We start from the raw sequence: 12192 nt of genomic DNA, 5'->3' as shown, positions 1-12192 counted from the left end.
TGATCTCGGAGGTGTTTTTATGGAACTGAAAGGCTCTAAAACTGAAGCAAATTTAAAAACCGCATTTGCAGGTGAATCTGAGGCAAGAAATAAATATACATACTATGCAAGTGTGGCAAAAAAAGAAGGCTATGAGCAAATTGCTGCTCTTTTCTTAGAAACTGCCGGCAATGAAAAGGAACATGCAAAAATTTGGTTTAAGCTGTTACACGGTGGCACAGTGCCTTCCACAGCAGAAAACCTTCTGGACGCAGCGATGGGCGAAAACTATGAATGGACAGATATGTATGCAAACTTTGCAAAAGAAGCAAAAGAAGAAGGCTTTGACCGTATTGCTTATCTTTTTGAAGCAGTAGCAAAGATTGAAAAGGAACACGAAGAAAGATATCGCCAGCTTTTAGAAAATGTAAAGACTGGTGCAGTTTTTTCAAAAGAGGAAGAAAGCGTATGGCAGTGTGAAAACTGTGGTCACAGACATGTTGGTAAGGATGCTCCTGGACTCTGTCCCGTTTGCAACCACCCTCAGTCCTATTTCCGTTTGGCTTCCCAAAATTACTAAGGTGCATTTTCCTCAGTAATTTTAATAGCAACACCAGTAACAAAAAGAGAATTGATGCCCCCTGTCAATTCTCTTTTCTTTATTGTTTGATTTATCCATATTTAAAGGGTGTCGACAAAGCCGACACCCTTTTGTTGTATTCTAAATTTCAATTTATTTAAAAAATTCTCCAAAGCTTTTCATTTCCTCAATTGCTTCGGTTACCTTTGCAAGATTCGAGGTATCTCCCAAGAGGATTGCACCACAAATTGTATTGTTTAAGAAATAATATTTTTCCAAAATACCCTTTCTTTCATCCTTTACCTGCATGGTTTTATAGGTTAAACCTTCCTTACTGCCGGGGTCACCAATGGCATACAACATGGTTCCCAGGGCCGCTAAAGTTACGCCATAGGTCTTTTGGCTATAGGTTAAGCTGTCTCCTGCTGCATTTGCCCCTGCAATACGTCCCATTTCAGACGCCACAGGCCAAATTGCAATATTCATACCCTGATACTGGGCACAATCACCACAAGCATAAACATCAGGCAAATTGGTGCGCATTGCTTCATCCACAACAACAGCACGATCACAGGTAATACCCGCCTCATTAGCCAAAGCGATGCTTGCACGAACACCAGTGGAGATAATCACGATATCCGCAGGAATGCTTTCGCCGCCATCCAATAAAACGCTTTCAACCTTGCCATTTCCGCTAAGCTCGGAAATTTTTGCACCGGTTACAATACGAATGCCTTGGTCACTGGCAATCTTGGTGAGCATTTCTACTGCTTCGCTGTCAATCTTTCCTGCCATCAAAACAGGTGCGCCTTCCAAAACTGTTACCTGAAGCTTTTCTTTACGCAACTCCCAAGCAGCTTCAAGGCCTAATACGCCACCACCGATTACCACAGCGGATTTTGCGTTTAACGCCCAGTGACTTACCTTCTCCACGTCAGAAATGGTTCTGATTGCGGTTACGCCTTCTAAATCCCTTCCTTTAATGGGAGGAACAAAGCTATTTGCACCCAAAGCATAAACGCACTTATCATAAGGCAATACCTCGCCGTTGGAAAGATGAGCTTCCTTCTTCTGGGTATCCAGCTTCTCTACCTTGGTGCCTAATTTAATGATAACCTGATTATCTTCATACCAAGCTCTGTCCTCGCTGGCAATGGCATCACCACTTAATGCCCCAAACATGTTCTTTGTCAGCATAGGTCTATCATAAGGCAATTCCTTTTCTTCCGAAACCATGGTGATTTTTGCCGTCTTATTCCGCTCTCGAATGGCTTTTGCCGCATTCAGTGCCGCTGTACCGCCACCAAGAATCACAAAGTTCTCCAAGCTTTCCTTGTAGAAAGCAACGGTTTCAACTTCAATTGGTGCAAAGTTTTCAGGCCCAACACCACAAACAGGGCAACGATCCAAAGAAGAATCCAAAATTTCACCACAAACCAAGCATTTCACCAGCGTAGACCTTGCGCCTGATTTTTTTGGCATTTCCTTTTGCTGTAATTTTTGACCAAACCGATAGCCAAACTCAAAGGCTTCCAAAAGCTCTTTCTCCGAAGGCTTAAATTGTACACGGTAACCATCTATTACACGCATATTTAACTGTTTCAATCGCTCTATCAAATGAGGCACGCCTTCGCCGCTCCAGCCGTAACTGCCAAAGGCACTGGCAAGCTTACCGCCATGAATTGGGGAGTACAAAGAGGTGGCTAAATCCCAAATAGGCTTTAATGCATCTCCCAAAATGGTAGGTGTGCCAAACAGGATACCTTCTGCGGGGGCGATTTCACCTAGAACCACGCCGGGGTCTGCCGTTACCATGTCATATATCTTTACCTCAATATCCCCGCTTTCACGAATACCATCGGCAATTTTTTCTGCCAACTCACCAGTATAGCCATAAGCACTTACATATGGCATTACAACGGTTTTCTTCTCGTTAACAGGAACCTTACACCATTCCTCGTAAATTTGAATCAGTTCCTCAATATGGCTATCTAATACAGGGCCATGGCCAGTGCAAATCATATCAATTTCCAATGATTTTACCACATCCAAGGCTGCTGTCATATAAGGCTGTTTAAACGGCCCTAAAATATTATCAAAATAATATTTTGTCGCACGCATATAGCCTTCTTCATCGGTTACAGTGCTTCTTAAAATGCCGTCATGGGCATAATGAGAGCCGAAGGAATCGCAGGTCACCAAAACCTTATCCTCAACAATGTAAGTATACATACTATCAGGCCAATGAAGATTTGGCAGGGAATAAAAACGCAGGGTTTTATCACCAATGCGCAACTCATCCTTATCCTTCACGGCAATACTATAAAAATCACGATTTACAATCTGCTTCAAAAAGCCGATGGCCGTTGGTGTGGCAATAATTTTTGCCCGAGGGCATTTTTCAATAATACTCTGTAAGCTTCCTGCATGATCGGGCTCTGTATGGTCAACAACGATATAATCAATATTCTCTACATCAAGCTTTTCAGAAATTGCTTTTTCATATTGATCAAAAAACTTTGCTTTCGCTGTTTCAAATAGCACGGTTTTATCTCCGCATTTTAAGATATAGGAGTTATATGTAGTACCAAACTCCGTCATCATAATTATATCAAACACCCGTAAATCTTTATCTAAAATACCTGCCCAATAAAGGTCTTTTTTTAACTGCAATGTATTCATGAAATTCCTCCTTTTTATTTAATACTGTATTCTTTATTTATGTTTAGACCGATACTTCCTTGTATGGTTTCTCTAATTTTAAGCTTTATACATTTTTAATTTAAAATAACAAAGACCGGTATCTACCGGTCTTTGGGTTGGTTTTTATGCTTCGTACTTCCAAAGTCCATGTAAATTACAGTACTCGTACGCTGCTACTAATTTCTCGTCATCTGTCAAAGCAAATTCAGCTTCAGGAGCACCTGTGTGATCCAAATACTTCAGTTGTCCGCCTTTGGTTGTTTCTAAATAAATCCAAGCGATGTGATGTTCTTCCAACATAGGATGGGCAACACTGCCAACAACAACTTTCACCTTATTTCCCTCTACTGTTACAACGGGAACATGCTTTTCTGTCGCACCATCAGAGGTATTTGCTTTCAATTCCTGCATAGCCTCTCCACAACAGACTACAGTACCCCCTCTATCCTCTACCATGTGAATAATATTTTTACAGTGATTACATCTAAAAAACTTTGGTGTCATGCTGCATTCCTCCTTCATCATTAAACCCTTTATATTTTGTTATAATGCATTATCTTAAGTTTCTTTATACAAATTTATTTTTACTTTTGTATGATAATATGATAGCATAAAAAGAGAGAAAAAAAAAGTTGCAATTGCAACAATAGAAGGTGTTTTTATGAAAAATTTGCGTAAAAATCCAATTTTTTCCGGTGTAACCGCCGATGACATTGAAAAAATGATTGTGTGCTTTGAAGCGGAAAAAAAATTTTTTCATGAAAAACAAACGGCCTATGTTTATGATGTAGGTTGTCAAAAAGTTGGATTGTTATACCACGGTTGTGTCTCAATTAATCGGCTGAATGCCGATGGGTCATTGGATATGCTGGAATATATTGAGGATTCGGGAATTTTCGGTGCTGCTTTTTCTTTTTTTGAACACGACGATGAGTTTATTGTGATTTGCGAAAAGGATTGTGCTATACTTTTTGTAGATAAATCTCACCTTACAAAACGATGTTCAAACGCCTGTGCCCATCACAGTATTGTCATTGAAAATTTACTTACGTTTATGTCAAAAAAAATTGTGAATCTCACAGAGAAGGTAGATATTTTAAGCCATCGCACCATTCGAGAAAAGCTTTTAAGCTATTTTCGGTTGCAGACGGCAAAAACTGGAAAAAATTTTTTCCAACTGCCCTTTTCCTTTCTGGCATTGTCAAATTATCTTTGCATTGACCGTAGTGCAATGATGCGAGAATTGAAAAGAATGAAGGAAGACAATACAGTAAAAGTTATTGATAAAAACATTTTTTTAAATACGCCAAAATACTGACCAGAAAATAAATGTTACTTTTGTTTTTTGCTTTCTTAAAAATTTGATATGATTTCTTTTCATAAATTAAAAAGCCCCTATTGCAAGGAATTAATTCGTGCAATGGGGGTTTTACTTTCCTGAATCAAATAAAAAGCTTAACATTGCATTTTCTGCAATCACATAAGTTTTTTCTAGGAAGCGCTGATTTAACAAAGGGTGTACAGATGCTCCGGGAAATTTTTGCTTCACAACGAAAATTCACCCCTTTTTAAATGTGCCCGCGGAATAAACCAGCGTTTCCTTAATAATATAAGAATTAACCTTTTAACCTATGAAGATACTTTTCTTTGGTGGCCATACCGCCTCTAATGTGGCGTTCTGCTTTATTGACCTCAAGCACACGACGAACAGATCTAGCCAATTCCGGATCAATACGTTCTACACGGTCAGTAATGTCTTTATGTACCGTTGATTTACTGATCCCAAATTTTTTCGCCGTTTCTCTGACAGTGGCGTTAGTATGGATCATAAATTTTGCCACCTCTACCGCCCTCTCTTCGATATATGTTTTCAAACCGTAGCACTCCCCTAAAGATCATCTTGGATTATTTATATGCGAACACTAACATCATATATGAACCTTTTCGGGGATTTCTTAAAGAAGTAGTGCTTGAATTTTGTTTTTTTAAAATTTTACGGCAATTGTTGGGCATGATTATTTTATAATGTAATTAGCTTCACAAAGAACTTGTAAAGCCAATGTAAAAAAATACGAAGTTTAATAAATTTTTATCAATTATTCTTGTATTTTTATAAAACAAACAGTATAATAAATCTTAAAAAATTTTAATTTTTATGGGAGGTCGTTATGGAAAAAAATGGTTATACCCATGGCTTTGGTTCATTCCTTAAGCGTAAAGATATTGAGTTTTCTGCAAAGCGATACGGAATTGAAGCCTTAGGGGCAATGGCACAGGGTTTATTTGCTTCTTTGCTGATTGGCACCATTCTTACCACAATAGGTCAGCAGCTTGGTATTGAGATTTTAGTAGAAATTGGGGGCTATGCAAAAAGCGTTACCGGCCCTGCTATGGCCATTGCCATTGGCTATGCACTGAAATGTCCGCCTCTGGTTCTTTTCTCATTAATTGCAGTAGGCGGTGCGGCCAATAGCTTGGGGGGTCCAGGTGGTCCTTTGGCTGTTCTGGTTGTTACAATTTTTGCAGCAGAATTTGGTAAAGCTGTATCAAAGGAAACAAAAATTGATATTTTAGTAACACCCTCTGTAACAATTATCATAGGTGTATTATTGGCTATGTGGTGGGGGCCGACTTTGGGGGCACTTGCAAATGGCGTAGGAAACACCATTATGTGGGCCACGGAGCTTAGACCTTTCCTTATGGGCATACTGGTTGCTGTTATTGTTGGCATTGCCTTGACACTACCCATCAGCAGTGCGGCAATTTGTGCCACCTTAGGACTGACCGGTCTTGCCGGCGGTGCTGCAGTGGCTGGATGCTGTGCCCAAATGATCGGATTTGCAGTTATGAGCTTTCCTGAGAACAAATGGGGCGGTTTATTTGCCCAAGGGATTGGAACCTCCATGCTGCAAATGGGTAATATCGTGAAAAATCCGAAAATTTGGATACCTCCAACTTTGGCATCAGCCATCACTGGGCCAATTGCTACCTGCTTCTTCCAAATGAAAATGAACGGGGATGCCGTTGCCTCCGGGATGGGTACCTGTGGCCTTGTGGGGCAAATCGGCCTTTATACAGGCTGGGTAAATGACATTGCTGCCGGGACTAAAAGTGCAATTACTGCTTTTGACTGGCTGGGCATGGCCATGATTTGCTTCATTCTTCCCGCAATATTAACCTTAATTTTCGCTTATATTTTAAGAAGAATTGGTTGGATTCGAGAAAATGATCTAAAATTAAATTTATAATAATAAGGGTGTCGATAGAATAGAATCGACACTTTTTTCAATTTTATATAAAATTGCGCTTTTATACCATACAAACAGAAAACATAGAAATTTTTTGCAATTAGAAGCCCCTATAAAAAGGTAAAATACCATACCAATTATAGAGGCTTTTTCCATGACATTTATTTGTAAACAAAAAACTTCTCTTGCAATCTCATAGGCATTTTTGAGAAGGCTCCCCTAAAATCCGCCTCTTCCAGAAGTCCACCTTCTTTGGCCACTACAGCTGCAGAAATATAATTCGCCGCTTCTATAGCTTCTTTGAAATTTAGTCCAAAGCGTCGTGCGGAGATGATTGCTCCCATATGGGAATCCCCCGCGCCAATGGTATCCACTACCGTTGTTTTTACAGGAGAGGCATAATAATCCTTTTCTCCATCATAGCAATAAGAACCTTTTTCCCCCAGAGTTACAATCACAGGACGTTCTGTTTTTTCAAACAGCTTTCTTGCCCCCTTTTCAATGGTAGGTTCGGCGGTAAAATCCATAATCTCTTTTTCATTGAGATGCATAATTGGATGAAGCTTTAAAACCTCAGCCATACGTGCCCCATCAATTTTCAGAATGCGGGGGCTTGGTGAAAAATATATTTGATATTCTGGATGTTTTTTTAAATATTGTATGATATTCATTCCTGTATGCTCTTCAATTTCCAAGCCACAAATATATACGCTGTCTATGGATTCTTGATGAATGTTCTCCAAATAAGACTCCTCAAAAGTATATTCAATGCCGTGGTCCACGATAAAGGTTCTCTCACCTCCCGCTTCCACCATGCAATAACAGCAACCATTTTCTTCCTCAGGGCGCCTTACATAGATTGAAACTCCTCGCTCTGTAAGCCTGTCCAATACAAAATTGCCATAAATACCTCCCCCTACGGCAGTACAAAGGCTATAGGGTGCAGAAAAATGACGCAAAATATCTGAGGTTAAAAATGCACAACCTCCCAAAGAGCGGCTTTGCTTGGAGATATGAATATCCTCTCCTGTTACAGGCAAATGAGGGATATTTACAATTACATCCACCACTGCAGAACCGATTACCAGCGTTTGTTTCATTATTGTTCTCTCCTAACTTTATTCACTGTTTCTAGTATAGCATAAAAAATAAAAATTTCGAATATTTTCTTTTTTTGGGAACTATGGAAAAAAAGCTACGTCATATAAAATGAAAAAATAATGAAGCCTTCAAAAGGAAAGGGGAAATATAAATGAAAAATATGAAACGTTTATTAATTACCGCATCTTTGGCAGCAGCACTTGCTCTTGGCTCTGCCTCAGCCGTTTTTGCGGCAGAAAGAAATTCCATCACCACCACAGGGACAGGAGTGGTGAACGTTCAACCTGATGTTGCCACAATCTCTTTTACCATTCAAAGCACAGGTAAAACCGCTGAAGCAGCACAAAAGGACAACAACCTGATTTCAGCAAAGGTTGTAAGCAAATTAGAAGAAATGGGAATTGCTAAAGATAAAATCATTACAAGCTATTCCGCTGTATATCCTACCTATCAATATGACGCCGAAACAGGAAAAAGCAGCATTAGTGGATATCAGGCAAACATTAACTTGGATGCAACGGTAAAAGACATTGACAATGTGGGAACCTATATTGATGGGGCATTGAAAGCAGGTGCTACAGGCTTTAACAATGTGGTTTTCTCATTGGAAGACACAAACCGGTATTATACCCAAGCTTTACAGCAGGCTGTTAAGAATGCTTCCAACTCTGCCAATGTCATTGCAACAGCATATGGTAAGCCTTTAGGAGAAATTTTAAACGTTGAGGAACATGAATCATATGCTTCTTATCAAGAAGCAGCTGTTTACAAAGAAAGAGCCGTGTTGGATTCCGGTTATGGCAGTAATAATCAAACCGTAATTCAGTATGATAAAGTAAAGGTTACAGCTACTATTACCGCTACCTATGGCCTTTAAGAACGTTCAATATAATATCATCTTCTAAGAAGTAGAAATTTTTACCTTTAATAGAGCCCAATTGCTATGCAATTGGGCTTTTTTATATACAACAGAATATTCAAACTAAAACCGTATACATGACTTTTGTTGGGTTAGTAACGGAACAATGTACAGTAGTTAAAAATCTTTAACGCCCCATCTTCAAATTAAATTTTCACTTATTGTTTTTTAATATAACAGAAAGTTTATTAATGAGGAGAGACGATCTTCAATCCTATAATTCCTACTACGATAAAACCAATGCAAATCAACCGAACAATATCAATAGGTTCTTTAAATAAAAGTATCCCCAAAAATACTGTACCAACCGTACCAATTCCTGTCCAAATTGCATATGCAGTTCCTAATGGAAGTTCTTTTAATGTCAATGATAAAAAATAGAAGCTCGCTATCATTCCTGCTATAGTAAGTATACTGGGCATAAGTTTTGTAAATCCATCAGTATACTTTAAGCCTAAAGCCCACCCCACTTCACAAACACCTGCAATCATTAAATAAACCCATTTCATAATTTTCACTCCTTTTTAAATTAAATAAAAAAAGCCTAAGAGATATTTTTTAATATCTCCCAGGCTTTTATCCCTCCGTGTACACAGCAAACTGTGCGTTTTATCTCGGACCTGACCAGTTATCAATTTTAAACTGCGGAACCCTATAAAACTTTGATTTTTAGTTTAAAACTAATTATAACATAATAAATTTTGTATCAGCTATATAAGCCAAAAGTCATACCAACTTATAAATTTGATTTTATCCGTGATATAAGAAACAGACAAACCTCTTAACGAAATTTGTCTGTTTAAAACGGAGAAGGAGGGATTTGAACCCTCGCGCCGCGTTAACGACCTATACCCTTAGCAGGGGCACCTCTTCAGCCTCTTGAGTACTTCTCCAAAAAACCTACTGCCAAAATATCATATCATTTTTCATCAGGTTTGTCAAGGAAAAGTATTTGCAAATTATTTTATTTTTTTCTCATAACAGATATTCATATTAGCCTTGTATACAACCACAATGGGTATGTCAAAAATACAAGACATTTTCATCGGTTGTGTAGATATTTCTAGCTTTTTCATTGAAATCCATTTAAAAAGTATAAACCGTTTTATAAATGGGAGCTATGACAAGCACAGCTCCCCAATTTATATTCTGAAAAATTATTTCTTCTTTTCCAGTTTCTCTAAGCCACCCATATAAGGACGCAATACTTCAGGGATGCGCACGGAACCATCTGCCTGTAAGTTATTTTCCAAGAAAGCAATCAGCATTCTGGGAGGTGCGGCAACGGTATTATTTAAAGTATGAGCAAAATATTTCTTACCATCCGCAGAAGTTACACGGATACCTAATCTTCTTGCCTGAGCATCTCCTAAGTTAGAGCAGCTTCCGATTTCAAAATATTTTTTCTGTCTTGGGGACCATGCTTCCACGTCAACAGATTTTACCTTTAGATCTGCCAAGTCGCCGGAGCAACATTCCAAAGTACGCACGGGAATATCCATAGTGCGGAACAAATCAACGGTGTTTTCCCATAATTTATCATACCACATAGGGCTGTCTTCTGGCTTACATACAACAATCATTTCCTGCTTTTCAAATTGATGAATGCGGTATACGCCACGCTCTTCAATACCATGAGCTCCTTTTTCCTTACGGAAGCAAGGAGAATAGCTTGTTAAGGTTTGAGGTAAATCTTCCTCCTTATTCATGGTATCAATAAATTTACCAATCATGGAATGTTCGCTGGTACCAATCAGATAAAGGTCTTCTCCTTCGATTTTATACATCATGGCATCCATTTCTGCGAAGCTCATAACGCCTGTAACAACGTTACTACGAATCATGAAAGGAGGAATGCAATATGTGAAGCCACGGTCAATCATAAAATCTCTGGCATATGATAAAACTGCAGAATGCAAACGAGCGATATCCCCCATCAGATAGTAAAAACCATTACCCGCAACTCTTCTTGCGCCTTCCAAGTCAAGACCATCGAAGCTTTCCATAATCTCTGTATGATAGGGAATTTCAAAATCAGGCACAACAGGTTCGCCGTATTTTTGCACTTCCACATTTTCACTATCATCTTTGCCAATAGGAACAGTAGGATCAATGATATTTGGAATTGTCATCATGATTTTCTTGATTTTTTCCTCTACCTCTTTTTCCTTTTCTGTCAGCTCATCAACTCTTGTTGCTTCTGCCGCAATTTTTGCCTTTACTGCTTCTGCTTCATCCTTTAAGCCCTTTGCCATTAACCCGCCGATTTCTTTGGAGAGCTTGTTTCTTTCTGCACGAAGCACTTCAACCTCTTGCTTAATTTCTCTGTTTTCAAGGTCTAAGGCAATTACCTCGTCTACTAAAGGCAACTTATTATCCTGAAATTTCTTTTTAATATTTTCTCTTACCACATCGGGATTTTCCCTTACAAATTTAATATCTAACATCTTTTTTTCCTCCTTATTCTTTCTAAGCTTATACGAATTTGGGAAATCGGAGTAAATAAAAAAACCCCCGATCCCATAAAAAACAGGGACGAGAGTATTTCCCGCGTTGCCACCCAGATTGCCCGAAAAATTTTCGAACCTCTTTAAACAGCGATATAGGGCTTACCCTTCCGACTTTCATCGGCAGCTGGGAAAGTGGAGCATTTTCCTTGTTTCATCGGCTCGCACCAAACGCCGACTCTCTGAAGAAATACAGAAAACTTAGCTTTCCTATGGGCGAATATTCGCCACACGCTTTGCCCCACTATTATATACCAGTTTGCAAAGAAAAATCAATAGTTTTTCGAGCTTTTCCAATTTTGTTGCAAAATTCAGAGTTATGTTAACTTAAAGTATGAATTTTTCTATAATTTCTGCCACAGCATCCTGTTCGCATCGATTTCTTGTAATATAATCTGCGATTTCTTTTACCTCCGGCTCTGCGTTAGCTACTGCAATCCCCAACCCAGCTTTTTTTATCATAGAAATATCATTATGACTATCCCCTATTGCTATGACTGAATTTAAAGGCACCCCTGCTTTTTTTGCGGTTTGTTCCATAATATTACCTTTGCTTACTCCTTTTTTTACAACTTCCATGAATATTTTGCTTGAAAAAAAGCAATCTAGCTCATTTCCCGCAGTTTCCTGCACCATTTTTTGCACCAAAAGCAATTTCTCTTTCTTTCCTGAAATAAGAGATTTTGTAAATTCACCTTGATATTTTAGAGGCTCTTTTACAACTTCAACACCGCTCCCCATAACCTTGCAATATTGTTTTACTCGGTCTGTCTCAATCTCGGCCATAAATTTTCGGTCATCATAATAATACAGCTCCAAACCAAGTTCTCTGGCAAATTTTGCGATGGGGGCATAGGTTTTTGGAGAAAAGCTTTCACGTATTGCCAGGGACATATCCCTTAAGTCATACACTGCGCCACCATTCTGACAAATAGCATAGCCTTCTTTTCCAATTAAATTCAATTGCTCAAGAAAGCGTTCCACACCAAATACACCTCTGCCGGTGCAAATTACAAACTGTACGCCTTTTTTTATTGCTTGCTGAATTGCCACATTATTTTTCTCCGATACTTCCGTATCATTTTTTAATAAAGTGCCATCCATGTCAGAGAAAATCATTTCATAGCCCATACTTTACTCCTTTTACACTCCTTT

General features: G+C 38.8%; 11 protein-coding genes, 1 tRNA gene, 1 riboswitch and 1 other annotated feature. Of the genes, 4 read left to right on the top strand and 8 right to left on the bottom strand.

The features are described 5' to 3' along the window. Positions 1 to 19 precede the first annotated feature (19 nt). Positions 20 to 559 (top strand): rubrerythrin, encoded by a 540-nt coding sequence (gene rbr, locus CPRO_RS00135; RefSeq protein WP_066046520.1) that lies wholly within the window; start codon positions 20 to 22, stop codon positions 557 to 559. A gap of 153 nt (positions 560 to 712) precedes the next feature. On the opposite strand, the gene CPRO_RS00130 is transcribed toward rbr, so the two are convergent. Together CPRO_RS00130 and CPRO_RS00125 are read right to left on the bottom strand one after the other, a co-directional pair. Beyond that, positions 713 to 3241 (bottom strand): FAD-dependent oxidoreductase, encoded by a 2529-nt coding sequence (locus CPRO_RS00130; protein WP_066046518.1) that lies wholly within the window; start codon positions 3239 to 3241, stop codon positions 713 to 715. Between the two features lie 144 nt (positions 3242 to 3385). After that, positions 3386 to 3766: a desulfoferrodoxin family protein gene (locus tag CPRO_RS00125; RefSeq protein ID WP_066046516.1), complete on the bottom strand. Its 381-nt coding sequence runs from the start codon at positions 3764 to 3766 to the stop codon at positions 3386 to 3388. Between the two features lie 157 nt (positions 3767 to 3923). Between CPRO_RS00125 and CPRO_RS00120 the strand changes: the two genes are divergently transcribed. Further along, positions 3924 to 4580 carry a Crp/Fnr family transcriptional regulator gene (locus CPRO_RS00120; protein ID WP_066046513.1) on the top strand — a complete coding sequence of 219 codons (657 nt, stop codon included), beginning with the start codon at positions 3924 to 3926 and terminating at the stop codon, positions 4578 to 4580. A 298-nt stretch (positions 4581 to 4878) separates the two neighbouring features. On the opposite strand, the gene spoIIID is transcribed toward CPRO_RS00120, so the two are convergent. Beyond that, positions 4879 to 5136 (bottom strand): sporulation transcriptional regulator SpoIIID, encoded by a 258-nt coding sequence (gene spoIIID, locus CPRO_RS00115; RefSeq protein ID WP_066046511.1) that lies wholly within the window; start codon positions 5134 to 5136, stop codon positions 4879 to 4881. 294 nt (positions 5137 to 5430) lie between these two features. Here spoIIID and CPRO_RS00110 point away from each other — a divergent pair, with 294 nt between their 5' ends. Beyond that, positions 5431 to 6510, top strand: a complete 1080-nt coding sequence (locus tag CPRO_RS00110; protein WP_066046509.1) for a PTS sugar transporter subunit IIC — start codon at positions 5431 to 5433, stop codon at positions 6508 to 6510. A gap of 161 nt (positions 6511 to 6671) precedes the next feature. Here CPRO_RS00110 and CPRO_RS00105 read toward each other — a convergent pair whose 3' ends face one another. Then, entirely contained in the window at positions 6672 to 7610 is a 939-nt protein-coding gene (locus CPRO_RS00105) for a carbohydrate kinase family protein (protein ID WP_066046507.1), read from the bottom strand. Positions 7611 to 7762: 152 nt separating this feature from the next. Here CPRO_RS00105 and CPRO_RS00100 point away from each other — a divergent pair, with 152 nt between their 5' ends. Beyond that, a complete protein-coding gene (locus CPRO_RS00100) occupies positions 7763 to 8488 on the top strand; it encodes an SIMPL domain-containing protein (RefSeq protein WP_066046505.1) in 726 nt (241 codons plus the stop codon). Between the two features lie 230 nt (positions 8489 to 8718). Here CPRO_RS00100 and CPRO_RS00095 read toward each other — a convergent pair whose 3' ends face one another. The 4 genes from CPRO_RS00095 to CPRO_RS00080 all read right to left on the bottom strand — a co-directional run bounded on the left by CPRO_RS00095 (position 8719) and on the right by CPRO_RS00080 (position 12168). After that, positions 8719 to 9039: a DMT family transporter gene (locus tag CPRO_RS00095; RefSeq protein WP_066046503.1), complete on the bottom strand. Its 321-nt coding sequence runs from the start codon at positions 9037 to 9039 to the stop codon at positions 8719 to 8721. Between the two features lie 54 nt (positions 9040 to 9093). Beyond that, positions 9094 to 9197: riboswitch (guanidine-I (ykkC/yxkD leader) on the bottom strand. Positions 9198 to 9335: 138 nt separating this feature from the next. Next, positions 9336 to 9423, bottom strand: a tRNA-Ser gene (locus tag CPRO_RS00090). A 264-nt stretch (positions 9424 to 9687) separates the two neighbouring features. After that, positions 9688 to 10977, bottom strand: a complete 1290-nt coding sequence (serS, locus tag CPRO_RS00085; RefSeq protein ID WP_066046501.1) for a serine--tRNA ligase — start codon at positions 10975 to 10977, stop codon at positions 9688 to 9690. 81 nt (positions 10978 to 11058) lie between these two features. After that, positions 11059 to 11261: a binding site (T-box leader), on the bottom strand. Between the two features lie 103 nt (positions 11262 to 11364). Further along, complete coding sequence (locus tag CPRO_RS00080) at positions 11365 to 12168, bottom strand: Cof-type HAD-IIB family hydrolase (protein WP_066046499.1); 804 nt, start codon at positions 12166 to 12168, stop codon at positions 11365 to 11367. Positions 12169 to 12192 lie beyond the last annotated feature (24 nt).

The organism is Anaerotignum propionicum DSM 1682 (assembly GCF_001561955.1).
GTDB classification, from domain to species: Bacteria; Bacillota; Clostridia; order Lachnospirales; family Anaerotignaceae; genus Chakrabartyella; species Chakrabartyella propionicum.
The sequence above is the reverse complement of the archived record's forward strand: the minus strand, read 5'-3'. Positions and strand labels throughout refer to the sequence as shown.